Here is a 26,186-nt window from a genome sequence, read left to right as displayed (position 1 = left end):
GCCAGCCTATCCGCCGGTCAACACCAGCCACAGGAGCACGACGTTGAGCGTGATGAGGAAGACGGATGCCACGACACCGGCGACGGTGGTCGCGACGCGGTTGCGGTAGGCGCCGAGCACCGTGGACCGTGCGGTGAGCACGACGAGGGGGACGAGCGCGAAGGGGATGCCGAACGACAGCACAACCTGACTGAGCACCAGCGCGAGGGTGGGATCCACCCCGAGGGCCAGGATGACGAGCGCCGGCACGAGCGTGACGAGGCGGCGCACCACCAGGGGGACGCGCGCGTGGAGCAGACCGTGCATGATCTCGGCGCCGGCGTAGGCGCCCACCGAGGTCGAGGCCAGCCCGCTCGCGAGCAGCCCGACGGCGAACAGCGTCGCCACGAGGGGGCCCAGTCCGTCGCGCAGGGCTGCGTAGGCGCCCTCGAGGCTGTCGGTGCCGTCGACCCCGGCGAGGTTGGCGGCGGCGAGCAGCAGGATCGCGAGGTTGACGGTGCCGGCGACGGCGAGGGCGATCGTGACGTCCCAGCGCGTGGCGCGCAGCAGGCGCGGGGTCGAGATGCCGCGCGCCCGTTCGAGGCCCTCGGCCGCGGTGGGGGAGGGCGGAGCGAAGCGGTCGCGCGCGAGCGCCGAGTGCGCGTAGATCGCGTGCGGCATGATCGTCGCGCCCAGGATGGACGCCGCCAGCAGCACCGATTCCGTGCCCTCGAAGCGCGGGACGAGGCCACCGACGACGCCGTCGGGGGAGGGCGGAGCGAAGAAGAGGCCGAACGAGAAGCCCACCGCGATGATGACGAGGAGGCCGATGAGGACGGTCTCGAACGCCCGCGCCCCGCGCCGCGTCTGCACGAGGAGCAGGCCCATCGACACGACTCCGGTGATCGCCCCGCCCCACAGGAGCGGGATACCGAAGAGCAGGTGCAGCGCGACGGCGCCGCCGATGACCTCCGCGACGTCGGTGGCCATCGCGACGAGCTCGGCCTGCAGCCAGTACGCGCGCCGCGCCCACGGTCGACGGATGCGGCGGCCCAGCACCTGCGGGAGGCTCTCGCCCGTGACGATGCCGAGTTTGGCCGAGAGGTACTGGATCAGCCAGGCCATGACGTTGCCGAGCACGACGACCCACACCAGCAGGTATCCGAACGCGGCGCCGGCGGTCATGTTGCTCGCGACGTTGCCGGGGTCGAGATACGCGACGCCCGCGACCATCGCCGGGCCGAGGAGCCACATCGCGCGGCCCGGGGCGTGACGGCGGTCCGCGGCATCCGCTGTTTTCGGCATACCGAAAAGCTAGCAAGATTTCGGCGCACCGAAAAGTTTTAATGTGCGTCATCCCGGGGTTCGGGACGGGAGGAGGCTCGGGGAGCGTCGTTCGTCCCACAAGTTGCACCATCTGACCCTTGAATATGACCCAAGGCGAGGGATCTGCAACGTCTGAATTTACCTGAGCCACGTAAATTCGGGGCGGGTAGCCCTTCCGTCAGCGCAAGTCCGATGACCCCTCAGTCGATGGCGGCAACTCGAGTCGAGCATCTTGGAAGAGCCCGGCGTCACGTCCACTCACTCTTCAGATGCAGGTCATACTTATGTCGATGCCCGGGCACCTCGTCGCGATCTTGCACAGCCTTCCCGCCGGTGACGGTTCCCCTTCACGGGCCCGGGTCGACAGCGCACGGCGGGCGCTGGGCTGCGGGTCCAGTTCGATCGTGAACTTGTACCCCAAGGTGCTGGCTGGCGCGAACTTGCTGAACCAGAACGTTGGCGACCCCGGCGTGTGGGCGTCAGGTCGCTCCGCGATCCGCTCTGCCATACTGGCGCCGGGAGCGAGCGATGTCCTGCTGGGTTACGGCTTGCAGCTGCCCAGCGGTGCAGGGCGGCAGCCGTTCCGCGAGCAACTGAGGTGGTTGAGCAGCGAACTCTCTCCGCTTCAGCTGCGACTATGGACTTTCGGCGGACGACCCGCGCACCCGTCGCGATGGCAGAGAGTCAGCCACCGTCACCGACCTGGGGCCACCATAGACGAGGTCGCGCAGACCCTGCTCGTGCAAGCTGTAGCGTCCGACATCGACACGTGGCTCACCTATCGGTCGGCGGTGCCTGGGGCCGGGGCGAGTCGGAGCAGGAACCGCGGTCGTGATAGGAATCACGTGAGGACCTCAGAGCCAGACTGACAGGAGCAGCCACGGTGTCGAACGACTCGCAAACGGCCAGCACGAGCGCTGAACGACAGGCCGTTATGCACTTCGATGTGCACCCGTCGGTACTCTTTAAGTTGGGCGAAGACCTCATCAGTGACGACGCCCAGGCGCTCTCGGAGCTAATAAAGAACTCGTACGATGCCGATGCCCGTGTCGTGCGGGTGACGGTCGACACCGAGAACTGGTACTCCCGCGACACCGGGGAGCTCCTCGAGGATGGCGACGAACCGGGCGCAGTCCTCGGCATGGTGCGGGTCACCGACAACGGCACGGGGATGAATCTGAATGCGATCCGTAGGGGGTGGCTGACGGTGAGCTACAGCGAGAAGCGCATCCTGAAAGCCCGGGGCGGCAAGACCCGCGGCGCCCGCGTTCCTCTCGGCGACAAGGGCTTGGGGCGTCTCGGCGTGCAGCGGTTGGGGCGGGCGGTACTGCTTGAAACGGTACCGGTCGCGCGGTTTGAGGGAGAGCCGGGAGCTTCGACGAAGTTCGGTGAGGCCTTTGGCGACCAGCGTCATCGCGTCATCATCGACTGGACGCGCTTCGACGTCGCAGACAGCCTCGGCTCGGTCAGCCTTCGCGTCGACAGCGAAGTTATTCCCGAGCGGCCAGCGGGCACCACCGTCACAGTCCTCGGCCTGAGCAACCGCGGGTACTGGACGTCGCGAGCAGATCTGGACCTGCAACAGGAGCTGACGAGCATCATCTCGCCCTACGACAGGGCCTCCGATCTGACGGTGTCCGTCACGCTCAACACGCGCAGCCTCGACCTTCGTCAGCAGGCGAAGAAGTTGCTGGACAGCGCGCCGTGGCACATGTCGTTCAACTACGCCGACGGCGTACTGACGGTTGAGAGCGAGCTCAACCACGCCCTGCTCTCAGGGCGCAACCCTAAGGAGAAGCGCGCCTACAAGGAGCTCATTCCACCGGATGGCGGCTACGCGTTCGCTCAATCCATCTTCGACTCCAAGCCCAAGCGAGCGGCTGAGCGAGGGATGGAGATGGGGGATGACCGCTATTTCCTTCGATTCAGACGCGCCATCGCGCTCACTGAGGTCGGCGATGCCTCCGCGGTAGACCCCGGATCCTTCTCGGGGGAAATCAGCACATACTCGTTCGATCTCGCTCGGTCGGTCGAGGACGACGTTGATCCGGCGGAGCTTGATACCCGCCGCTTCGCCAAGGCTCTCAGCGGTATTCGGGTCTTTCGGGACGGGTTTGGCATCCGCCTGGCGAAGGACTGGTTGGATTTGGCGGGACAGCAGACGACGGCTACGTCGTATTACGGCCTGCGCCCGGACAACACCGCCGGGTACGTCAACTTGACCGTTGAGCACAACACGGGACTGGAGGAAACCTCCAGTCGTGAAGCGTTCCGAGACACGCTCGCTTGGCGAAGCTTCTACGCGTTGATGAGGATCGTCGTCTCTGAAGCGCGGCTCTGCATTGAACTGGTCCGCCGCGAATGGAATGACTATCGCCGTGAGGCTCTGGAGGCAACATTCCTTCCCGAGACTGCGACTCCCGCTGAGATCGTCGGGCACATCGATGAACAGCTGCAGCAGGCCCGCCAGACTCGAAACGCAGCCACAGCGGCACGCGAGGGCATGGGCCAGCTGTCGCGAACCGTAGAGCGACTCGTCGCTTCGAGCATGGAGGCCACCAACACAGTCTGGTCGGACCCGGCCCTGCGCAACTCTGTGAATGCTGCGACCAGCGAACTGCAGGCGGCGCAGCAGAAGCTGGAACTGTCGCTTACCGAATCCAATCGAGTGTGGTTGATCCTGCAAGAACTCTCCGGTTCCGCGGCCCTGCTCGAGGACAAGCTCGCCGTCGCCGAACGCCGCATCGCCGACGCGTGGGAATCGGTAGCGCTCGGGCTGAGCGCGGAGCTGCTGGCACATGAGGTGGACAACATCGGCGAGCGGCTCCGCGGTCGCAGCTACCAGATCCTGGACTACCTACGCGCGCAGGAGCCTCGCGATACGCGCACGCTTGGCTTTGCCGACCAGGTCAGAACATCCTCGAACGAGCTGTTGCGACAGTCCGCTCGGCTGAATCCCTCCTTGCGCTTCCGACGCGAACGCAAGACCGTGGGCGCACTCTCGTTGATGCTCGGCCCGGTTCTGGAGTATCACCGCAGTCGCCTCAAGCCGGCAGGGATCGACCTCGACTTGAACGTGGTCAACGACTTCCGGGTCAAGTTCAACGACGGCAAGCTCACCCAGATTGTGGACAACCTTGTGCTGAACGCCGAGTACTGGGTTCGCCGTTCTCTCCAACAGGAGAACATCACCCGCGGACAGATTGCCCTCACTATCGACTCGCCCTGGCTGCTGATCACCGACAACGGTCCCGGCGTGAATCCTTCGGTGCAGGACTCGCTATTCGACGCGTTCGTCACGACCAAGCCCGAACTGGAAGGGCGTGGACTCGGGCTCTTCGTCGTGCGGCAGCTCGTCGAGTCCGAAGGCGGCAGCATCACGTTACGTCGCGACGCTGACGGTCAGCGACCGCGGACTTTCGAACTCGACTTGAGAACAAGCATCACCAGCGGAACTTTGGGGGAAGTGGTCGACTGATGGATGAGGACTCGAAAGCTGCTGCGCAGCGAACGATGCGCGAGCTGCTTGCGGCACTGAAGATCGAGCGAGTCATCAGCATCGACGACTACAACGACGCTCCGCTGTTCTCCGATCCCGTGACCGTGACTACCCAGCTGATGGCTGTAGACGCGCTGCGGGTACCTCTCGTGGATATCTTGCAGAACGTGGATGCGGCATTGGGATTTGAGACCGTCGATGGGGAGAACGCGTTCGCGGTCGCTGACTTCATCACGGACAATTGGTCGTCATTCACGGAGCGAAACAAGTTCGCCCTCACACAGGCCGCCATCACCCAACGCGATGATCTCGACGCCGATGTTCGCGAGGAGGAGACCGCGGATGACGTGCAGGCTCCGGAGCTGCTGCGCGAATTTCTCCGCGATGCAGCCGATCTGAAGCAGTACTCGCTGGCTCAGTGGCGAGCAGGCGCCAATAACGACCTCATCGACCCGACCCCCGTACTGGTGCTCATCGATAAGAACTTCACCCGAGAGGCGGATGCTGGTGGTGGGAAGGATACCGGGGAGCAGCTCCTTGCCGAGGTGTTGCAAACCAGCGGGTCTCATGTCCACGCCGGGTTGCTGACGCGTGAAGCCCTCGATGACGACGGTGAACGGGCCGCGACAGAGCGGCTCCGAAACCTCTACCTGGCGAACGCCAACCGGGTGCTCGCGATTGGTAAGTTCAGATTGAAAGACCCCACCCAGTTCCCCGCCGCAGTTAGAACGCTTCTGCTGGTAAGTGAGATCAGCGAGTACCGCAAGCTCGCGAAGGACGCTCTGACCGCCGCGCATGCGCAAGTCCTCGAGCACTTCGACACCCTCGAGGATCATTCGCTAGTCGGTGCGATAGCGATGGCGCAGAAGGAGGGCGCATTCGAGCTCGAGCACCCGCTCCGCCTCGCCCAACGTCGCTACCACCAACTCATAACTGAGGCCGTCCGATCCCCTGTCGCAGCGGCGCTACTGCCAAAGCTGCGTGAGGGAACTGTCGCCAATTACATCACCGCCGGGAAACCGGGGAAACAGATTCGACAGCTCCAGCACGCCGACACCTTCGAACCGTCCAACCTTTTCAACGATCTCGGGCTTCCCCTCGAGGTGGGAGACATATTCGAGCGGACATGGCTTCCCCAAGGCGTCACTTCCGGTGCTACCACGAAGTCGTCTCTGTTCATCCTTCTCGCCCAGGCCTGCGATCTCTCGCTCCGGCGTAACGGATCGCGGGGATCGGTGGTAGAACTCGTCCTTCACCCCTTCGAACCGCTCGACGAGGCAGACTTCGCGAAGTATCCAAGCAAGAAGAACCTCTACCACGATCTCGGATACCTCAACCAAGATGACGTGCGGTGGGGTGCGAAGTTCACGAACAGCATCGTCGTCCCTGCGCAGGCGCTGGATGCGACGGTTTTCCGAGCGGACGGGACCGCGATCCTGACCCCGGCAACGCCAGATCTTCGTCCCATGGCAGAGGGCTGGGTTACAAGGCAGGCGGTGCTGCTGAAGTGGGCGGACAAAGCCATCAACCAGTTCGCCACGGCTGAAAAGCATCTCGCAGGGGTGTCGAACTCGGAGGAGCATCTCTGCCGGCTGGCGGCTTCCTACGCGCTGGGAAGCATGGAGAAGTCGCGTGGCGTCTCCGTGCGAATTGATTCGACCGCGAGAACGCTGGAGTACGGGTTGAAGCGGGTGGCTCGCGTGCGGTCCGACGTCGCGGTCAACGTTGCGTCTCTGACGATGAGCTACGCGGCTCGGCCCGCGTTCGAAGCCGCAAGCGTCACTGATTCCCCTTAGCCATCACCAGGACATGCTCGGTCGCCATCGTCGCGCCGATGTTGTTGCGCATCGCCATCCGCTTCCGCCCCCGCGGTAGCTGACGGATGATGGTTGTCACCTCGCTGTGGCCCAGCGCCATCAGGAACTCCGCCGTGATCCGCACCAGCGGGAGTTCGAGGCCGCCGACGCGGCGCTGCCCGAGCGTCCAGAAGCTGAAGCCGCCCTCCCGCAGCGGGCGGGTGCTGCGGCGCAGAGCGAGCTCGTAATCGCGGCTGAAGGACAGAACCTTCTTCAGAAGCGCGGGGGTCGCTTCGAGTGTGGCATTGAAGTCCCGGAGCGCCGGTGACGCTGTCTCCAACCGGGCGCGATCCGCAGGGTTGAGCGCGTTCACGAGGGAGCCGCCCAGGCTGACCGTGTCCAGCCGCCCCGTCGAACGGATGAGGTCGGCATCGAAGTCCGCGCCCAGGTCTGCATGGTCGATCCACTGCAGCGGGAGGTAACTGTGCTGGCCGTAGGGAACAGTGGTGTCGTTGTCCCCGTAGGGCGGCGAGGTCATAATGGCGTCCACCCGAACCGGCACATTGACGTCGTCGAGGACGGAGCCGCGGACGATCGAGATCGCTCCAGCCTTGCGGTCTTCTGGTAACGAGTGGATGCGGCGCCAGTGCTCGCCGGCGCGAGCCGCGTTGGAGGCGCCAATCGAGGTAAAGGTTTCGATGGCGTGGGGCTTTCGGGCGGCGAGGTCCTTGGCCGCGTAGACGTGAAGCTTGAACGTCGATGTCCGTGAGTTCGAGACCATGCGGATCGTTTCCGCCAAACAGACCCACAGGAATCGGCGCAGTCGCGCTTCGTTCTCTTTGCAGATCGAAGCGCGTAGGCGGGTCAGCTCCAGAGCGACGTCGGAGTTGAACCACTTGTCCCGGTTCGTGAACTCGTGTAGTTCCTCGTCGCCCGCTGCGCTGGCGCGTGTCACCACCCGGGTGACCGCAGCAGCTGCTTCCTCCTCCGACGGCGGATCCGCCTTCACGCGGCTGAGGAGAGTCGCCATCGGGTTGATGTCCGTGCCGAAGAAAGCGAGACCGCGATAGGCCGACTCAAGCAGGACCGTGCCCGAACCCAGAAACGGGTCGTAGATGCAGGTCGTGTCAGGCGCAACCGCCAACAAGTCATCCAGCAGAGTGCCCTGCAGCTCCGGCACCATCATCGCCGGGTACTGGAAGAAGGCATGACCGCCCTGGCGTCGATTGGTGGCGAAATCCCAGAACCCCGGGTCATCGCGCTCATGGCGTGCGAGGGCGAGTGCGAGCTCCTTGGGCCGTGAGTCCCCGACCTCAGCGGCTGAAGTGTGCACTGATCCTCCTGTCTTCGCTGAATTCTATTGGTTGCGCGGGGTCCGTCTCGGCTTCGACATCCCCGCCGGCGCATCATCCCGGTGCTCTATGCGCGCCCTTCCGTGCCCTGGAGGTCGCGCGGGCGTCGCTAGTCTGGGTCGCGCTGCGGTGACCGACGGGCCCAGCCGCTGCGTATCTCTCGGTTGTACCCCACGGTTCCGAGGCTGGCTATAGGACCGGCACACGCATCCAGAAACTGCCAGAACACCGGTCCCGCACCTGTGAGCCAAGTCAGCAAGATGGCTGTCAGCATCCGTCTTCCCCTCCCGTAATCACCCCCGACCCGTGGGGACTCCCGCCTCCCCGCTCGGCACGCGGCCGGACGGGGCCCGCGAGTCCGGCTCGAGCCCCGGATCGGGGGCGGGCGCCGCCGCGTCCCGGCTCCTGGGTCCAGCTCAGGCCCCCGGTTCGACGGCCCGCGGTCCCCGCCGGCCCGTGAGGGCGTCCCGCCCGCGCGGGTAGCCTGGGGCGGTGACGGATGCCGACAAGACCACGCCGGCGTCCGGCGCCGCGGGCGATGCCGACCCGACGGATGCCGCGAACGAGTCGCCGCGGGCCGCGCGGACGTCGGCGGATCCCGTGGCGGGCGACGAACCACCCGTCGGCGTGACGTACGGGGTCGGGCCGTGGGCGGGTGACGCGCCGGACGACCCGCGCTTCGACCCTGAGCTGCTGGCCAACGGCGACACCCGCAACGTCGTCGACGCCTATCGGTACTGGACGATGGAGGCGATCGTCGCCGACCTCGATGCGAGGCGGCATCCGTTCCACGTCGCCATCGAGAACTGGCAGCACGACCTCAACATCGGCTCGATCGTGCGCAGCGCCAACGCGTTCCTCGCGGCCGAGGTGCACATCGTGGGCAAACGCCGGTGGAACCGCCGCGGCGCGATGGTGACCGACCGCTACCAGCACGTGCGCCACCACGAAGACGTCGCGGCCTTCGCCGCGTGGGCGCGCGAGGCGGGACTGCCCGTGATCGCGGTCGACAACGTCGACGGTTCCGTTCCCGTCGACCGGGCGGAGCTGCCCGAGAGCTGCGTGCTGCTGTTCGGGCAGGAAGGCCCGGGCCTGTCTCCCGAGGCGATCGCCGCCGCGACCGGCGTGATCGAGATCACGCAGTACGGATCGACCCGCTCGATCAACGCCGCCTCGGCGGCGGCCGTCATCATGTACGAGTGGTGCCGCCGCTGGGCGTGAGCCGCGCCGGGTGGCAGGGGCCGGTCCCTTCGACGGGCTCAGGGACCTCGGGCGTGCGCGGGCTCGGGCGGCGGGGGCGCGTAGACGAGGCGACGTCGGGCGCGCGCGGGCTCGGCGACCTCGGGCGTGCGCAGGCTCGGCGACCTCGGGCCTGCGCGGGGTGGGGGCCTCGGGCGTGCGCGGGCTCGGGCGTGCGTGGGTTCAGCCGCCCGCCGTCATCCACGCCTTCCCGCGTACGCGCAGACCGAGCGTGAGCGCCCGCGCGAGCATGTAGACGCCGAAGAACGCCGCGGCCACCCACGCGAGTCCCGCCGCGCCGCCCCCGGCGAAGACCCCGACGAGAACGAGCGCGGGCACGTACGGCACGAGGTTCAGCACGCCCGCGATGGCGAGGTAGCGCGCATCGCCCGCGCCGATCAGCACACCGTCGAGCACGAAGACGAACGCGGCGAGCGGCTGCGCCACAGCGAGCACCAGGAGGGCGGGCTGGATGAGCGCCGCGATCTCGGCATCCCCCGTGAAGACGAGGCCGAGCACCCCCGACGACGCCGCGACGAGACCCCCGACGGCCACGCCGAACCACACCCCCCACGCGCTGGTGCGAGCGAGCACCCGCCCGACCGTGTCGGTGTCGTCGGCGCCGAGCGCGCGTCCGATCAGTGCCTGTGCGGCGATCGCCAGCGCGTCGAGGGCGAAGGCCGCGGTGGAGAAGATGGTGAAGGCGATCTGCCACCCGGCGAGCTCGGCCGATCCGAGCCCGGTGGCGACCGCGACCGTGGCGAGGAAGGCCGCGCGCAGGCTCACGGTGCGCAGGAACAGCCAGCCGCCCGATCGGACGGTGCCGCCGAGTCCCTCGCGCTGCGGGCGGACGGATGCCGAGTGTCGGCGCGCCAAGCGGCGCACGACGAGCACGTACGCGGCGACCATGCCCCACTGCGCGACGACCGTGCCGATGGCGGAGCCCGCGATCCCCCACCCGAACCCGTAGATGAACAGCGCGTTCAGCAGGGCGTTGGCGCCGAAGCCGAGGCCGGCGATCCACAGGGGGGTCACCGTGTTCTGCATGCCCCGCAGCAGGCCGGTCGCCGCGAAGACGACCAGCATCGCGGGGAGACCCCACATCGAGATCGTGAGGTAGGTGCGGGCGTTCTCGGCGACGCCGGGCGCGGCGCCGAAGACATCGATCACCTGGGGCGCGACGATGGATCCGACCGCGGCGAGCACGGCCCCGAGCGCGAGCGCCAGCCACATGCCGTCGATGCCGACCGACACGGCGCGCCCGTGGTCGCCCGCACCGAAGCGACGGGCGACGGCCGGCGTGGTGGCGTACGCCAGGAACACCATCAGCCCGACGATCGTGTGCAGCACCGCCCCGGCGATGCCCAGACCCGCCAAGGGCTCGACGCCGAGGTGCCCGACCATCGCCGCGTCGACGATGAGGAACAGTGGCTCGGCGATGAGCGCCCCGAGCGCGGGAACGGCGAGCCGCAAGATGGAGCGGTTCAGCGTCTCGGGCGGCGGACTCGTCACTCTTCGAGCCTAGGACGCACCCCCGACACCGAGCCGGCCTCACCCGCTGCTCGTTCGGAGCCGGCACAGAGAACGGGCCTTTATCCTGTCTGCATGACCGACATCCCCCGCTCCTCCGGTCTCGCGCTCGACGAGCTCAGCGACGAGATCCGCCCGCAGGACGACCTGTTCCGCCACGTGAACGGCAGCTGGCTGGAGCGCACCGAGATCCCCGACGACAAGGCCCGCTGGGGCTCGTTCCACCTCATCGCCGAACAGGCCGAGGCCGACGTGCGCACGATCGTCCAGGAGTCGCAGAACGCCGAGCCCGGCAGCGAAGCCCGCAAGATCGGCGACCTGTTCGCCAGCTTCATGGATGCCGAGCGCATCGAGGCGCTGGGCCGCGAGCCGCTCGCGGCGCAACTCGACCGCGTCGACGGCGTCGGCGGCATCCCCTCTTTCCTCCGGCTCGTCGGCGAGCTCGAGCGCGACGGGATCAGCGGCCTGCTCACCCTCTTCGTCGAGCCCGATCCGGGCGACCCGACGCGGTACGTGCCCATGATCTACCAGGGCGGCATCTCGCTTCCCGACGAGAGCTACTACCGCCTCGACAACTTCGCCGAGACGCGTGAGGCGTACCGCGGGCACATCGCGCGCATCCTCGAACTCGCCGGCGTCGCCGACACCGCGGCATCCGCCGATCGCGTGTTCGCGCTCGAGACCGAGATCGCCTCGGCGCACTGGTCGCGTGAAAACAGCCGCGACTCGGTCAAGACCTACAACCTGAAGTCGTGGGACGACACCGTCGCGCTCGCCGGCGTCGACCTCGAGCCCTGGCGGGCCGGCGTGGCGCCGGGACACGAGGGCGCGTTCGCCGAGGTCGTCGTGTATCAGCCGAGCTTCGTCGAGTCGCTCGGCGGGCTGCTCGTGCAGGAGCGTCTCGATGACTGGAAGGCATGGCTGCGCTTCAAGATCGTGCACGCGGCAGCGGCTTTCCTCTCCGACGAGTTCGTGGCCGAGAACTTCGCGTTCTACGGCACGCAGCTCACCGGCGTGCCCGTCAACCGGGAGCGGTGGAAGCGCGGCGTGAGCCTGGTGGAGGCGGCCCTGGGCGAGGCGATCGGCAAGGTCTACGTGGAACGCCACTTCAAGCCGACCGCCAAGGATGCCATGGACGGTCTGGTGGCCCACCTGATCGAGGCGTACCGCCATTCGATCCAGAACCTCGAGTGGATGACGGGGGAGACGCGCGAGCGCGCACTCGCCAAGCTCGACACGTTCGTGCCGAAGATCGGCTATCCGGTGCGGTGGAAGGACTACTCCGCCGTCGAGGTCGACGCGACCGATCTCGTCGGCAACGTCCGCCGTGCGCACGTGTGGGAGCACGATCGCCAGCTCGCGAAGGTGGGCCAGCCGATCGACCGCGACGAGTGGTACATGACCCCGCAGACGGTCAACGCGTACTACAACCCGCTCATGAACGAGATCGTGTTCCCTGCGGCGATCCTGCAGTACCCCTTCTTCGACGCCGACCGCGACGCCGCCGCCAATTACGGCGGGATCGGCGCGGTCATCGGTCACGAGATCGGGCACGGGTTCGACGACCAGGGCAGCCGCTTCGATGCCGACGGGTCGCTGCGCGACTGGTGGACGGATGCCGACCGCGCGGCGTTCGAGGAGCGTACGAAGGCCCTCATCGCCCAGTACGAGGAGCTCGTCCCCCGGGGACTCGGTGAGGAACATCACGTCAACGGAGCGCTCACCATCGGTGAGAACATCGGCGACCTGGGCGGCCTCGGCATCGCGATCGCCGCGTACCGGCTGTTCCTCGCCGAGCAGGGTGAAACCGAGGGCGATGGGCCCGTGGTCGACGGGTACACCGGCATCCAGCGGCTGCTGCTCAGCTGGGCGCAGATCTGGCAGCAGAAGGGCCGGGATGCCGAGACCATCCGCCTTCTCACCATCGATCCGCACTCGCCGAACGAGTTCCGGTGCAACCAGATCGTGCGTAACATCGACGCGTTCTACGCGGCCTTCGACGTGACCGAGGGCGATGCCCTCTGGCTCGACGCCGACCAGCGCGTCACCATTTGGTGAGGTCGCGTTTGTTGTCTTCCTGACCCGGAAGGAGCCACGCTCGTGGGCATGCCCCCGGTTCCCGAACCCTCCCTGCCCGATCCCGCGGGCGGGCCGGTGGCGTCGTCGCGACGCGACGCCCCGGCCCTTCGGAGTGCCGGCCGCAAGGGTCCCGCACGCCTGCCGCGCCGCGCGGCTGCGGGCAGGCGCTCGTTCACGGCGACGCTGCGCGCCCTCGACGAGCTCGCCGCGTCGGGGGCCCAGGTCTCGGTGCGCATCGACGACCTCGACGGGGGGTCGCAGGTGCTGGCGGGCGACGACTTCGTCACCCTGCCGGTCGGCGGGGTGGGGGTCGTGCCGCTGCTGATCGAGGTGGCCGCGGCCTTCGAGGAGGGGCGGATCGACCCGCTCGAGATCGTCGACCGCACCACGGTGCAGGGAGCGGCGCACGGCGGCGTGTGGCAGCACCTGAAGGCGCCGGCTCTGCCGCTGATCGACGTCGCGATGCTGGCGGCGTCGTCGGGCGACGCCCTCGCCGTCAACGCGCTGCTGCACCGGGTGGGACTCCACGCCGTGCGGGCGCGGATCGAGCTGCTGGGGCTGCGGCGCACGGCTCTGCTCGACCGCTACCGCGATGACCGGGGACCCGACGACGCCCCGCACCTGGCACTCTCGACCGCGCGCGAGATGGCGCACGTGTTCGCGGGGCTCGTGAACTCGACGGTCGTGTCGCCCGGCGTGAGCGCCCAGGTCGCGGAGTGGCTGAGCCTGAACCACGACCTCTCGCTCGTGGCATCCGCCACCGGCCTCGATCCCTTCGCGCACGAGAACGACCAGCATGGATTGCTGTTCGTGAACAAGACCGGTCGCGCAGCCGGTGTGCGCGCCGAGGCGGGAGTGCTCGGCGGCCCCCGGTCGGGGGTGGCCTACGCGCTGATCGTCAACTTCGACGACCTCACTGTCGCGCACCGTCTCCGCGCGCACGACGCGTTCCGCGTGCTCGGGGTCGAACTCATGGAGTACGTGTACTGACGTCGCGGTCGTCCGGCGGGTGTCCTTCGGGGACGTGGTCGAGCGTTCATACCGTACGGTCGCGACTGCACGCCAGCCGCGGCGGCGATGTCGTACCCCTTCGGTACAGTCCTCGAAACGCAGTCGGCGAGCCGGGGAGGAGCACCGATGGGCGCGATCGACCTCGCTCTCGTCGCGGTGGCGGCGGTCCTCGTGGCCTGCATCGTGGCGGGTCTCTGGCGCGGCGTGCGAGGGCCGACCGCCGAAGACCGCCTCACCGCCTTCGTGCTGCTCGGAACGAGCGGTGCCGCGCTCTTCATCGTGCTGGCGTCGGCACTCGACGTCCCGGCCCTTCGCGACGTCGCCATCACGGTCGTCGCGCTCGCCACGGTCGCGGTGGTCGTCTACACCAGGCGGCAGCCGCGATGATCGACGTGATCGTGTTCGCCCTTCTCGCCGTCGGCACCTTCTTCGTCGTCGTGGGCACGGTCGGGCTTGTCCGCTTCCCCGATCTGCCGACGCGTCTGCACGCGGTGGCGAAGGCCGACAACCTCGGCCTGGGATTCATCGTCGCCGCTCTCATCGTCGACGTGTCCACGCGGCCGGACGACGGCTCGCCCCTCGGCGTCGCCCTCAAACTCGTGCTCATCTGGCTGCTGGCGCTGCTCGGCACAGCCGCCAACTCGCACCTGCTCGCCGGTCACGCGCGGGCGAGGGAGCTCTCGGGAGCGAAGACCCCGCGGGCCCCGAGTCCGACGGTCGCCGACTCGGCGGATGAGGGCCCGGATGCCGGGAGCCCGAGGGCGCGCCCGGAGCGCCGTCGGCACGGGGCCGAGGTCGACGAGTGAGCGGTCTCGACATCCTCGACGTGGTCACCGTCGGGGCGGTGGTGGTGACCGCCCTCGTCGCCGTGCTCGCACCGAAGCGGGCCGCGGGGACCACCGCGTTCCTCGTCTTCGGCATCCTGCTGGCGGTGCTGTGGGGCCGTGTCGACGCACCCGACGTCGCGATCGCCGAAGCGGCACTGGGCGGTGGCATCGCCGGGGCGCTCCTCGTCGACGCCCTCGAGCGCCGCACCCCCGCTCCAGCGGGGAGCGGCGACGGCAGGCGCGCCCTGCTGGGGGTCGCGCTGGGCGGGGCGTCCGCCGTGGCGCTCGTCATCGTCGTGCGACAACTTCCGCGTGTGCCCGCTCCGCTCGCCGCGGACGCGTTCGCGCAGCTCGATCGCACCGGGGTGAGCAACCCGGTCACGGCGGTGCTCTTGAACTACCGCAGCCTCGACACCCTGCTCGAGATCGCCGTGCTGGTCACCGCCGTCATCGCGGTGGGCGCGGTGGCCCGCGAGCGCGTGCGTCCCGTGCGCGAGGCGGAGCCCGTGCGCCGAGCCCTGGCGCTGGTGCTCGTACCGGTGCTGCTCGTCCTGGCGCTGTGGATCCTCGTCGCCGGCTCCCGTCAGCCCGGCGGGGCCTTCCAGGCCGGCGCCCTGGGGGCGGCGGCCCTGGTGATCGCCCACCTCTGCGGCATCCCGTACTCCACCCCGCGGGGGCGCGGGGCTCTGGCCGTCGCGGGCGGGGGCGTACTCGCCTTCGTGCTGCTCGGTGCGTTCGGGCTCGCGGCGACCGGCACGTGGCTCGGTCTCGACCCGTCCTGGGCGGGCGCGGCGATCCTCGCGATCGAGGCCGTGCTCTCGGTGTCGATCGCCGTCGCGCTGGCCGGGATCTTCCTCGCGGCCGGTGCGGTCGACGTCGAGCGCGGCGAGGTGTCGGCGACGCGGGTCGCCTCTGCACGCGAGGGAGCACCCCGATGACCACCCTCCAGCTCTTCCTCGCGGCGGGGGTCGCGATCTTCGCCGTCGGAATCTCCGTCCACCTCCTGGTCCGCGACCTCATACGGCGCATCGTCACGCTGAACGTCGCGTCCGGCGGTGTCATGCTCGTCTTCCTGGCGCTGGCCGACCGTCGCCCCGACGGCGTCGCCCCCGACCCCGTGCCCCAAGCCCTCGTGCTCACCGGGATCGTCGTCATGGCCGCCATCACCGGTCTCGCCCTGGCGTTGGCCCGTCGCATCGAGAAGACGGATGCCGAGAACGAGACGCCCGCGGGGGAGGGAAGCTCGTGAGTGCTCTTCTTCCCCTCGTCGTCCTCGTGCCGTTGGTCGGGGCGATGATCGCGGCCGTCGTCCCCGCTCGCGTCCGTCCGACGCTCATCATCGTCGCCACCGCGGCCGTCGGCGCGGTGATCGTGGCGATCGGTGAGGAGGTGGCATCCACGGGATCGGTGCGCACCGAACTCGCCGGCTGGGCGCCGCCGCTCGGGATCGCGCTGGTGGCCGACGGGCCGTCGGTGGCGATGCTCGCCCTCGGGACGCTCGTCGTGCTCGCGGTCACGATCGTCGGCGCGCTGGATGACCGCCTGATCGGCTCGCCCGCTTTCTGGCCCCTCGTCGGCATCGCTCTCACGGCGGTCAACGGCGTGTTCGTGGCGGGCGACCTGTTCAGCATCTACGTGCTGCTCGAACTGCTCACCCTCGCGGCCGTCGGGCTGGTCGCCCTCGGCGGCCGGAAGGCGACCGCCCCGGCGCTGCGCTACCTCTTCGTCGCGGTGACCGGATCGCTCTTCTACCTGCTCGCGGTCGCCCTCGTGTACGGCCAGACCGGAGCGCTCGACCTCGCAACGGTCGCCCAGCGCATGCCCGACGGGGCCACGGCCGGCGCTGTCATCGCCCTCGTCGCCGTCGGCATGGCCGCCAAGACGGCCCTGTTCCCGCTGCATTCCTGGCTCCCCGTGGCGCACCCCGCCGCACCCGCCGCGGTGAGCGCGCTGCTGTCGGCCCTGGTCATCAAGGCCTCGCTGTTCGTGCTCTGGCGGGTGTTCTCGCAGCTCGGGCCCGCCACGGGTCTCACCCCGGTCCTGGCGACCGCGCTCGCGGCGGCCGGAGCGGCGGCCGTGGTGTGGGGCGGCATCCTGGCGTTGCGACGCGACCGTCTCAAGACCGTCATCGCGTACTCGACCGTCGCGCAGGTCGGCTACCTGGTGCTCATGCTCCCCCTGCTCGGCTCGACCGTCGGGGCCGACGCGGCCTGGAGCGGGGGCATCGTGCTCGCGGTCGCGCACGGGCTCGCCAAAGCGGCGATGTTCCTCGCGGCGGGTTCGCTCGTCATCGCCTACGGCGACGACCGACTCGACGGCCTGCACGGCGCGCTGTCGCGCATGCCGCTGACCGTCGCCACGATCGGGGTCGCGGGCGTGAGCCTGGCCGGCCTCCCCCCGGCGCTCGGCTTCGTGGGCAAGTGGCAGGTGCTGCAGGGCGCGCTCGCCGAGGGCGCCTGGTGGTGGGTCGCCGTGCTCCTGGTGGGGGGCCTGCTCACCTTCGCCTACACCGGGCGCATGATCGCCGCGATGTTCAACATGCCCGGCGAGGACCCGCCGCCGCCGCACGAGACGCCCCGGCGTGGGCTGGCGGCTGTGCCCTTCGCGCTGGCCGCGGTCTCGCTGGTCCTCGGGCTGTTCCCCGGGCCCCTCGTCGACCTGCTGGTCGACACGCTGCCGGCGGGGGGAGGGTCGTGACCGTCATCCCCAGCGCCATCCCCGTGGTCCTCATCCTCACCTCGCTCGTCCCCGCCCTGCTGACCTTCGCGGTACCCGAAGACAAGAGGTGGATCCGCACCACCCTCAACCTCGGCGGGGCGATCGCCAAGGTCGTCCTGGTGGCCGTGCTCATCCCGTTCGTGCTGCAGGGCGAGCAGCTGCGCGCGGAGTTCGCCTGGATTCCCGGCCTACCGATCGTCTTCGTCACCGACGCGTTCTCGTTGTTCTTCGTCGCCCTGTCGGCGGGTCTGTGGCTCGCGACGACCGTCTACGCGATCGGCTACCTCGAGGGCGCACCCAACCGCAGCCGCTTCTTCGGGTTCTTCAGCCTGTGCGTGACCGCGACGACCGGGATCGCCCTCGCCGAGAACCTCGTCACCTTCCTCATCTTCTTCGAACTGCTGACCCTGGTGACCTACCCGCTCGTGGCCCACCGCGGCACGGCCGAGGCTCTGCGCGGTGCGCGCACCTATCTCGGCTACACGCTCGTGGGCGGCGTCGTCCTGCTTCTCGGCGTTGCGTGGCTGACCCTCGAGGTGGGTCCGGTCGAGTTCCAGCCCGGTGGCATCCCGGACGTCGTCGAGTTCGCGCAACGCGACCCGGTCGCCGCCACGATCATCGGAGCACTGCTGCTCACCGGCGTCGGGGTGAAGGCCGCGCTGTTCCCCCTGCACGGGTGGCTGCCGGTGGCGATGGTCGCGCCGGCCCCGGTCAGTGCCCTCCTCCACGCCGTCGCCGTGGTCAAGGCCGGAGCGTTCGGCATCATCCGCATCGTCGAGGACACCTTCGGCCTGCAGACCGCCGCCGACCTGGGCCTGCTCACGGTGCTGGCAGCCGTGGCATCCGTCACCATCGTCTACGGATCGGTGCGCGCACTCGCGCAGGACGACCTGAAGAAACGTCTCGCCTACTCGACCGTGTCGCAGGTGGCCTACATCGCGCTCGGCGCAGCGCTGCTCGCCCCGCTCGCCACCGCCGGCGCCATCGCGCACATGGTCAACCAGGGCTTCATGAAGATCACGCTGTTCTTCTGCGCGGGTCTGTACGCCGAAGAACTGGGGTTGTCGAAGATCAGCCAGCTGGCCGGCGTCGGGCGACGGATGCCGCTGACCACTGCCGCCTTCACCGTCGCCGCGCTCGGCATGATCGGGCTCCCCCCTCTCGCCGGGTTCGTGTCGAAGTGGGCGCTGGGGGTCGGCGGCCTCGAGGCCGACCAGCCGTGGGTGGTCGCCGTGCTGCTGACGAGCACGATGCTGAACGCGGCGTACTTCCTGCCAGTGATCATCGCGATGTGGACCAAGGCCCCCGTGAAGGAGGCGGCAGAGGGTGCGGCGCCCGACATCACCGAGCCGGTCGACGAAGACGAGCTGAGCGGAGAAGGCGCCGGAGGAGAGCGGGTCCGTCGACTCGAGGCGCCCGCCGCACTGCTCCTACCCGCCCTGGCGACCGCGGTGGTCGTGGTGGGGCTCGGGGTCGCGGCCGGGTGGGAGTACTCGCCCTGGTCGATCGCCAAGATCATCGCGGACGGAGCGTGGCCGTGATCTGGATCCCCGCATTCCTCCTCCCGCTCGCCGTGGCCGTGGTGATCGGTGCACTCAGCCGCCTCGGCGGGCTGCGCTCCCACCGGGCACGCGCGTGGGTCGTGCGCCTGTCGTGGCTCGCGGTCGTTCCCGCCGGTGTCGCCGCGCTCGTGGATCCGGGCGGTGTGCACACGGTCGGGTGGATGCTGCTGGGAACGACGATCTCCGTCGACGGCATCGCCCGCCCGCTCGTCATGATGGCCGTGGCGCTGTACGGGCTGGCTCTGTCGTTCGTCGTGCGCGGCAAGAGCGACCGCACGCACGTGCTGACGGCGTTCCTGCTGTTGTGCTTCACCGGCAATGTCGCCGTGTTCATCGCCGCCGACCTGGTGACGTTCTACCTCGCGTTCGCGGCCATGAGCTTCCTCGGCTGGGCGATCGTCGTGCACGACCGCTCCGACGGCGCGCGGCGGGCCGGGGCGATCTACCTCGTGCTCACCGTGCTCGGAGAGTGCGCGGTGCTCGCGGCGTTGATGATCCTCGCGTCCGAGGGGGTGATGAAGGTGGCCGAGGCCCCCGCCGCGGTCGCCGCCTCGCCGTGGCGCGACGCGTTGATCGCCCTGCTGCTCCTCGGTTTCGGCGTGAAGGCGGGCACGGTGCCGCTGCACGTCTGGCTTCCCCTCGCCCACCCCGCGGCCCCCAGCCCCGCGAGCGCCGTGCTGTCGGGTGCGATGCTCAAGGCCGGCATCGTGGGGTGGCTGCGCTTCCTTCCGCTCGGCGAGGGCTCCGAGCCGGCGTGGGGCGGGGTCTTCCTCGCACTCGGACTGGTCGGCGGCCTGCTCGCGGTACCCGTCGGTGTGCTGCACGACAATCCCAAGGTCGTACTCGCCTACAGCAGCATCAGTCAGATGGGATTCCTCACCGCGGTGATCGGGGCCGCCCTTCTCGCTCCGGATCTCGCACCGGCGTGCGTCGCCGCGGTGGTCGTCTACAGCGTGTCGCACGGTCTCGTGAAGGGCGCGCTCTTCCTCGGGGTGCAAGCGTGGGATGCCGAGCGCCTGCCGCGCGTGATCGTGCTGGCCGCGCTCGCCGTGGCATCCCTCGCGCTCGTCGGCGTGCCGTTCACGAGCGGGTTCGTTGCGAAGTACGCCGCGAAGGAGGCGGTGGGCGACGTGCTCGTGCCCGCCCTGCCGGTCGCCGTCGCCGACGTGCTGCCGTGGTTCGGGGTGGGATCGACCCTGCTCCTCGTGCGCTTCTTCGTCGTCCTGCTGCGTCGTCCGCGGCACGTCCACCGCACGGCCGTGACGCGCGATGTGGCCTGGGTGGCCGTGTCGGTGGCGGCGGTGGTACCGGTGGCCCTTCTCGCCCGGGCGTGGGCGCCTCCCGTCTCGATGCCCGACTGGCTCTCGCCCTCGACGATGTGGGGCCAGACCTGGCCGCTGCTGCTCGGCCTCGTGATCGCCGGGGCGGCCGCGGTGATCGCTCGCAGGGCCCCCGGTTCGCGCGTGCTGCACCCGCGCGGCGACGTCGTCCCTCCCGGCGACATCGTGGTGGTCGAGGAGCGTGCGGCGCGCGCGCTCGGTCGCGGCTTGGCGTGGGCGTCAGGTTCCCTCGGCCGCACGCGCGACGCGCTGCTGGCGGCCGCGGGTCGGAGCCCGACCCCTTGGCCCGCCCTGGAACGCGTGCAGGCTTCCGTGGGTACCTGGGTGGGCTCGGGGCTGGTGCTGGTCGTCCTGCTCGCCGCGGCGCTGTGGCTCACCGTCGGTATCGGAGGTGCTCCGTGATCGCCTCGCTGCTCGTACGCCTGTGTGCGGTCGCTCTGCTGTGGCTGGCGGCGACCGAGGCCGCCGCCTCCGCCCTGGTGTACGGCCTGGCGACCGTACCCGTCGTGGTGGCGGTCACCTACGTGCTCCTCCCGAGGCGGCGGACCGCACGCCGCGGGGATCACCGGGGTCTGGCGGGGCGGCGGGTACGCGGCATCCTGATCATCCTGGGGATCGCCGGGTGGGTGCTCTGGCGCTCGGTGGTCGGGGGCGTCGACGTCGCGCGTCGCGCGCTGCACCTCCCGCGCGCCGACATCGATCCGCGCTGGAGCGAGTACGAGACGCGTCTGCGGTCGGGGCCGGCCCGCGTCGCCCTCGCCCTCGTGATGAACCTCATGCCGGGCAGCCTCTCGGCACGCCTGGACGGCGCCCGGCTCGAGGTTCACGTGATCGATCCCTCGCTCGACGTGCACTCCTCGATCGCCGCGCTCGAGGAGCGGCTCGCCCGTGTGGAGGAGGCGTTCGCCTGAGGCGGTCGTTCCGTCCCCGCGCACTCCGTGATCGCCGCGCTCGAGGAGCGACTGGCCCGTGCGGTGATCGCCGCGCTCGAGGAGCGGTTGGCCCGCACCGTGATCGCCGCGCTCGAGGAGCGACTGGCCCGCGTCGTGATCGCCGCGCTCGAGGAGCGGCTCGCCCGTGCGAAGGAGGGGTCGCCGCGCCGGTGGCGAGCACGGTGCGCCGCGGCGAGGCGTTCGTGGAGGCGGGACATCCCGCCATCGTGGCGCGCGGCAGGGGAACCGCCGCACGGGTTTTCGGGGCGGTGGAATGGTGCCCCAACCGGGTCGAGAACGCAATCCCTCGTCAGGGCACCGCCGCACTGGGACGCTGGCAGCCTCGACACGAAAGGTGCGACGCCATGTCCGATTCCTCTTCCCCCACCAGCGACCCGTTCGCGAACGCCGACGGCCCCGAGGGTCACTCGATCACCGACTGGACCGACCTTGGCCGCGAGATGTGGTCGTACCTGACCGGTCGCGGCGCCGCCGTGAACTATTCCTTCGTCGACATGACCGTCGAGGTGCCGCGCGACATCGGCCCCGACGCCCCGCGCGCGACGTGGAAACTGAACGGCACCCTGCGCGTGACCACGAGCGACGACACCGCGGCCGGGTCCGACCCGCACCGCGGCAACTGAGGGACGGCGCCATCATGGTGCGCCTCGACATCGACCTCGCTTTCTCGGAGCACGAGGAGGGGGCGGATGCCGACACCCCGCCCTTCGAGGGCACGATCACGGCCGCAGGATCCGAGGTGCGCATCGTCGTCAGCGACCCCGCCCGGTTGCCGGGCAATGGCCGGCGCACGCTCACCGAGCTGTCCACGGTCGCTGACGCCCTGGCATCCCGAGGCATCTCCGTGAGACTGGAGGGTCCCGATGGGCCGATCCTCCACCTCGGTGACGTGAAGAAGAGCGTTCTGCAGCGGGCGATCACGGGTTCGCGCCATATCCGGCTGGGGTCGGTCGGGGCTGTCGCGCCGCTGTTGACGCGACGCAACAGGGGGCAGGCGCTGACCTTCCCCATCCCGCCGGAGACACCGTTCCCGCTGGTGCCGACGGTCAATCGCACCGTGCGTCGACGCATCACCACCACGCATTACACCCCGGGCTCGGGGCGTCCACGACTCATCTTCGCCGTGGGGGACGCGACCTGGGACGGAGCGCGCCCCCGCGAGTTCGACCTGCTGCCGACCAAGACGGTCATCGGATCCGGCGAAGAAGCCGACCTGAAGCTCCCGGGCCTCGCGCCCGTGCACGCCGAGATCCGGCACGAGGGCGATGACGAGTACGTGCTGTACGGCTTCGACGTGGTCGGCGGCGGTGGGGCACGCGAGCAGGGTCCGGGCCGGGGAGGCGGCGGTCGGATCCTCCGCACCGGCGCCCGTATCGAGCTCGGCGACTGGCGTCTGGCGTTCTTCCGTGCCGAGTTCGCCGATCACGGTCGTCCGTACGGTGGCCGCATCGGCGGCGAGCTCTCACGTCAGCGCCGGCAGCCGCCGCGCGGCGGCGGCGGTCCCCTCAGTCGCGCGAGCGACCCCGACTGACGCGGCGCCGGGCGGGTCGGGTGCGTGGCGCTCGGTCGGCCCGGCGGCCTGCGGTCGGGGTTCTCCGTGGCCGTGGCCGCGACCGTGCGCGTCGTGTGCGCGTTCGTCCGAGATCGCGCGCGTTCGCCGAGACCGCCTCTCGGCGCGTCGCCGCGTGAGACGCGACCATGGACGCCGAGCATCCGTTCGCCGAGGACGCACTCGTTCGCGGTCGATCGCCTGCGGTTTCGGCAAACGCCTGCGGTTTCGGTGCCGGGTGCCGGGCGACGGGTGCCGTTCGCGCCCCTCGGCGCGTCGCCGCGTGAGACGCGACCCTGGGCGCTGAGACCGCATCCGTTCGCCGAGGACGCACTCCTTCGCGGTCGAATGCCTGCGGTTTCGGCAAACGACTGCGGTTTCGGTGCCGGGTGCCGGGTGCCGGGCGACGGGTGCCGTTCGCGCCCCTCGGCGCGTCGCCGCGTGAGACGCGACCCTGGGCGCTGAGACCGCATCCATTCGCCGAAGACGCACTCCTTCGCGGTCGAACGCCTGCGGTTTCGGCAAACGCGTGCGGTTTCGACGCCGGATGCCGGATGCCGGATGCCGGAGGCTGGAGGCCGGACGCCGGCCCAGCGCGCCAGCCGGCCGGGGCGAGGCCGGGGTCAGAAGACGATCGTGTGGTTCCCGTCGCGCAGCACGCGGTCTTCGGCGTGCCACAGCACGGCGCGCGCGAGCACCTGGCGCTCGACGTCGGCGCCGCGGCGGGCGAGCTCGGCGGCCGAGTCGGCGTGGGTCACGCGCACGGTGTCCTGCTCGATGATGGGGCCCTCGTCGAGGTCGCTCGTCACGTAGTGCGAGGTCGCCCCGATGAGCTTCACGCCGCGCTCCTTCGCCTTCTTGTACGGCTCGGCGCCGATGAAGGCCGGCAGGAACGAGTGGTGGATGTTGATGACCGGAACACCGATCTTGTCGAGGAAGTCGGGCGAGAGGATCTGCATGTATCGCGCCAGCACGATGAAGTCGACGTTGCCCACGAGCAGCTCGAGGATGCGGGCCTCGGATGCCGACTTGTCGGGCCCGGGCGTCGACGGCACGTGGAAGAACGGAACGCCGAACGATCGCACGTCGTCGGCCGAAGTGGTGTGGTTCGACACGACCATCGAGATGCTGACGGGCAGATCGCCGCGACGGTGGCGCCACAGCAGGTCGAGGAGGCAGTGGTCCTGCTTCGACGAGAGGATCGCCATGCGCTTCGGCGTCGACAGGTCGGTGAGGTTCCATTCGAGTTCGAAGCCGTCGCCGAGGGTCTTGGCGAGGTCGGCCTCGATCTCGGGGAAGGCGGCCGCCAGGTCGGGACGGTGGAACACCACGCGCTGGAAGTACGCGCCCCCGCGCAGCTGGTCGGAGTACTGGTCGAAGGCGACGACGTTGCCGCCCTGGCGCGCGATCAGGGCCGAGACTGCGGCGATGATGCCGGGGGTGTCCTTGCCATGCACGATGAGGCAGGCGTGATCGGGCTGCAGGTGGGGGCTCGCGGAGACCATCGGACCATTCTGCCGTGCCCGGATGACGCCGCCGACCACGCACCTCACGCGGTGGCCTCCCGCGGCGCGCGGGCGGCGCGAGGGCGCCGCAAGCGTGCAGTGAGGTGCGGGATCGTGGGACTCGCGGCCGTGCGCTCGGTGGGGCGACCTGCGGGGCGCGAAATGTGCACCGGGGCGGTCGGCGCGCGCCCCGCTGCACATTTCCGGCCCCGGCGCCCGACCTCGGCGCCCGACCCCGGCGCCTGCGACTCGTCCGCCGGCGCCGGCGACTCCGCCCCGAGGCCGCTATGTCGGTGGTCCCGTTAGCCTGGAACACGTGACCAGCACCCTCCGCCTCGACCGGCCGGGCTGGCGCACCTGGACGCTGTGGATCGTCGGCGTGCTCGCGTACGTCGTGTCCATCATCAACCGCACGTCGCTCTCGGCCGTCGGTGTGGATGCCGCGGTGCGCTTCGACGCCGACGCCTCGGCCCTGTCGATGTTCGCCGTCATCCAGCTCTTCGTCTACGGCGCGATGCAGATCCCGGTGGGGCTCCTGCTCGACCGGTTCGGGGCGCGGCCGATGATCGCGATCGGCATGCTGCTGATGGCGGCGGGGCAGCTCGTCATGGCCTCCGCGGATGCCGTGGGGATCGGCATCCTGGCCCGTGTGCTGATCGGCGCGGGCGACGCCGCGATCTTCCCCAGCGTGCTGCGCGTGATCGCGACGTGGTTCCCCGCGCAGCGGGCGCCGCTGCTCGTGCAGATGACGGGCATCATCGGCCAGTTCGGTCAGATCATCGCGGTGGTGCCGCTGGCGGCCCTCCTGCACGCGACGAGCTGGAGCGTCGCCTTCGGCAGCGTCGCGGGCCTCGGCGTGCTCTTCGCGGTGCTCACCTACGTCATCATCCGCAACCGTCCGCCCGAGCGCCGCGCCGACCCGGTCGACACGTCGGTCGACACGCAGACCGGCGCGATCCGTGTCGTGCGGTCGGCGCCCGATCTGCGCCAGGGCTTCCGTGAGTCGTGGGCGCACCCGGGCACGCGCCTGGGCTTCTGGTCGCACTTCGCGACGCCCTTCGCGGGGACGGCTTTCATGCTGCTGTGGGGCTTCCCCTTCCTCACCGCGGGTGAGGGGCTGGAGCCGGCGACCGCGTCGCTCGTGATGACCTCGCTCGTGCTGTTCAGCATCCTGAGCGGTCCGGTCATCGGGGCGCTGTCGAGCCGGCATCCGACGCGCCGTTCACGCTGGCTGGTGCTGCCGACGGTCGTCTTCCAGGCGGTCGTCTGGATCGTCGTCATCGCGTGGCCGGGGCCGGCACCGGTGTGGCTGCTGGTCGTGCTGATGTTCGCGTTGTCGACCGGCGGTCCGGCGTCCATGATCGCGTTCGATCACGCCCGCACCTTCACCCCCAGTCATCGCCTCAGCACGGCGACCGGCATCGTCAACGGCGGAGGCTTCCTCGCCGCACTCCTGGCCATCCTCTTCATCGGTATCGCCATGGACGTCCAGGGGGCGGGCATGCCCGACACCTACACGCTGGATGCGTTCCGCCTCGCGTTCCTCACGCAGGTTCCCCTGTGGGTCGTCGGCGGGATCGCCATCGTCATCGAGCGCGGCCGCACCATCCGGCACGTGGGTGGCGCGCTTCCCCGCTGACCTCCGGCGCTGTATCGACCCGGTCGAGGGTGTGCGCGGGTCGGTTCGACAGACCTCCTGCGCCGTTCTGCCGTCGCCGCCCGGCCGTCGGGGCGGGTATCCGGCTTAGCCTCCGAGATTTGCATGAGGTCAGCCGGATGCATGGCTTTCGGGCTTACTTCGTGCGAATCGCTGAGCGTACGGCACGGGATGCCGGATGCGGGATGCCGGATGCCAGACTCCGGCCCCGGACTTCACCTCAGCGATCTGCATGAGGTCAGCCAGTTGACCGGCTTCCGGGCT

General features: G+C 69.6%; 20 protein-coding genes. 16 read left to right on the top strand and 4 right to left on the bottom strand.

What is annotated here, in order from left to right; genetic code table 11:
- Positions 1-6 precede the first annotated feature (6 nt).
- Positions 7-1,284 carry an Nramp family divalent metal transporter gene (locus MT347_RS11995; protein ID WP_243501417.1) on the bottom strand — a complete coding sequence of 426 codons (1,278 nt, stop codon included), beginning with the start codon at positions 1,282-1,284 and terminating at the stop codon, positions 7-9.
- A 904-nt stretch (positions 1,285-2,188) separates the two neighbouring features.
- Between MT347_RS11995 and MT347_RS11990 the strand changes: the two genes are divergently transcribed.
- Complete coding sequence (locus MT347_RS11990; RefSeq protein WP_243501416.1) at positions 2,189-4,783, top strand: sensor histidine kinase; 2,595 nt, start codon at positions 2,189-2,191, stop codon at positions 4,781-4,783.
- The gene (locus MT347_RS11985) at positions 4,783-6,600 is read left to right on the top strand and encodes a hypothetical protein (RefSeq protein ID WP_243501415.1); all 1,818 of its coding nucleotides are present in this window, start codon (positions 4,783-4,785) and stop codon (positions 6,598-6,600) included. Before MT347_RS11990 ends, MT347_RS11985 begins: the two co-directional genes overlap by 1 nt.
- On the opposite strand, the gene MT347_RS11980 is transcribed toward MT347_RS11985, so the two are convergent.
- Positions 6,584-7,933: a hypothetical protein gene (locus MT347_RS11980; protein ID WP_243501414.1), complete on the bottom strand. Its 1,350-nt coding sequence runs from the start codon at positions 7,931-7,933 to the stop codon at positions 6,584-6,586. The two genes, MT347_RS11985 and MT347_RS11980, sit on opposite strands and share 17 nt — an antisense overlap.
- 619 nt (positions 7,934-8,552) lie before the next feature.
- On the opposite strand from MT347_RS11980, the gene MT347_RS11975 reads away from it, so the two are divergent.
- Positions 8,553-9,173, top strand: coding sequence for a TrmH family RNA methyltransferase (locus MT347_RS11975; RefSeq protein WP_243501466.1), 621 nt, complete (start codon positions 8,553-8,555; stop codon positions 9,171-9,173).
- Positions 9,174-9,374: 201 nt separating this feature from the next.
- Here the strand turns inward: MT347_RS11975 and MT347_RS11970 are convergent, their stop codons facing one another.
- Entirely contained in the window at positions 9,375-10,703 is a 1,329-nt protein-coding gene (locus MT347_RS11970; RefSeq protein WP_243501413.1) for an MATE family efflux transporter, read from the bottom strand.
- 93 nt (positions 10,704-10,796) lie between these two features.
- On the opposite strand from MT347_RS11970, the gene MT347_RS11965 reads away from it, so the two are divergent.
- The 12 genes from MT347_RS11965 (at position 10,797) to MT347_RS11910 (ending at position 22,742) form a co-directional block, all read left to right on the top strand.
- On the top strand, positions 10,797-12,779 hold the full coding sequence (locus MT347_RS11965; RefSeq protein WP_243501412.1) for a M13 family metallopeptidase: 1,983 nt from the start codon (positions 10,797-10,799) through the stop codon (positions 12,777-12,779).
- Positions 12,780-12,827: 48 nt separating this feature from the next.
- Complete coding sequence (locus MT347_RS11960) at positions 12,828-13,790, top strand: class A beta-lactamase-related serine hydrolase (RefSeq protein ID WP_279391281.1); 963 nt, start codon at positions 12,828-12,830, stop codon at positions 13,788-13,790.
- Between the two features lie 147 nt (positions 13,791-13,937).
- Positions 13,938-14,198 (top strand): hypothetical protein, encoded by a 261-nt coding sequence (locus MT347_RS11955; RefSeq protein WP_243501410.1) that lies wholly within the window; start codon positions 13,938-13,940, stop codon positions 14,196-14,198.
- Positions 14,195-14,617 (top strand): monovalent cation/H(+) antiporter subunit G, encoded by a 423-nt coding sequence (locus MT347_RS11950; protein WP_243501409.1) that lies wholly within the window; start codon positions 14,195-14,197, stop codon positions 14,615-14,617. The genes MT347_RS11955 and MT347_RS11950 overlap by 4 nt, the downstream gene beginning before the upstream one ends.
- A complete protein-coding gene (locus MT347_RS18410) occupies positions 14,614-15,576 on the top strand; it encodes a hydrogenase subunit MbhD domain-containing protein (protein ID WP_243501408.1) in 963 nt (320 codons plus the stop codon). The genes MT347_RS11950 and MT347_RS18410 overlap by 4 nt, the downstream gene beginning before the upstream one ends.
- Positions 15,573-15,887, top strand: coding sequence for an NADH-quinone oxidoreductase subunit K (locus MT347_RS11940; protein ID WP_243501407.1), 315 nt, complete (start codon positions 15,573-15,575; stop codon positions 15,885-15,887). Before MT347_RS18410 ends, MT347_RS11940 begins: the two co-directional genes overlap by 4 nt.
- Positions 15,884-17,335, top strand: coding sequence for a proton-conducting transporter membrane subunit (locus MT347_RS11935; protein WP_243501406.1), 1,452 nt, complete (start codon positions 15,884-15,886; stop codon positions 17,333-17,335). The genes MT347_RS11940 and MT347_RS11935 overlap by 4 nt, the downstream gene beginning before the upstream one ends.
- Positions 17,332-18,897, top strand: a complete 1,566-nt coding sequence (locus MT347_RS11930) for a proton-conducting transporter membrane subunit (protein WP_243501405.1) — start codon at positions 17,332-17,334, stop codon at positions 18,895-18,897. Before MT347_RS11935 ends, MT347_RS11930 begins: the two co-directional genes overlap by 4 nt.
- Positions 18,894-20,660: a proton-conducting transporter membrane subunit gene (locus MT347_RS11925; RefSeq protein ID WP_243501404.1), complete on the top strand. Its 1,767-nt coding sequence runs from the start codon at positions 18,894-18,896 to the stop codon at positions 20,658-20,660. The genes MT347_RS11930 and MT347_RS11925 overlap by 4 nt, the downstream gene beginning before the upstream one ends.
- Complete coding sequence (locus tag MT347_RS11920; RefSeq protein ID WP_243501403.1) at positions 20,657-21,169, top strand: Na+/H+ antiporter subunit E; 513 nt, start codon at positions 20,657-20,659, stop codon at positions 21,167-21,169. Before MT347_RS11925 ends, MT347_RS11920 begins: the two co-directional genes overlap by 4 nt.
- 386 nt (positions 21,170-21,555) lie before the next feature.
- Positions 21,556-21,834, top strand: a complete 279-nt coding sequence (locus MT347_RS11915) for a hypothetical protein (RefSeq protein WP_243501402.1) — start codon at positions 21,556-21,558, stop codon at positions 21,832-21,834.
- 14 nt (positions 21,835-21,848) lie between these two features.
- Complete coding sequence (locus MT347_RS11910; RefSeq protein WP_243501401.1) at positions 21,849-22,742, top strand: FHA domain-containing protein; 894 nt, start codon at positions 21,849-21,851, stop codon at positions 22,740-22,742.
- Between the two features lie 641 nt (positions 22,743-23,383).
- Here MT347_RS11910 and purU read toward each other — a convergent pair.
- Complete coding sequence (purU, locus tag MT347_RS11905; RefSeq protein WP_243501400.1) at positions 23,384-24,265, bottom strand: formyltetrahydrofolate deformylase; 882 nt, start codon at positions 24,263-24,265, stop codon at positions 23,384-23,386.
- Positions 24,266-24,581: 316 nt separating this feature from the next.
- Between purU and MT347_RS11900 the strand changes: the two genes are divergently transcribed.
- Positions 24,582-25,904, top strand: a complete 1,323-nt coding sequence (locus MT347_RS11900; protein ID WP_243501399.1) for a nitrate/nitrite transporter — start codon at positions 24,582-24,584, stop codon at positions 25,902-25,904.
- The last annotated feature ends 282 nt before the right edge of the window (positions 25,905-26,186 follow it).

It is taken from the genome of Microbacterium sp. VKM Ac-2923 (assembly GCF_022815605.1).
Taxonomy (GTDB): Bacteria; Actinomycetota; Actinomycetes; order Actinomycetales; family Microbacteriaceae; genus Microbacterium.
Note: the sequence above shows the minus strand (reverse complement) of the source record. Positions and strands in the feature narration are given on the sequence as shown.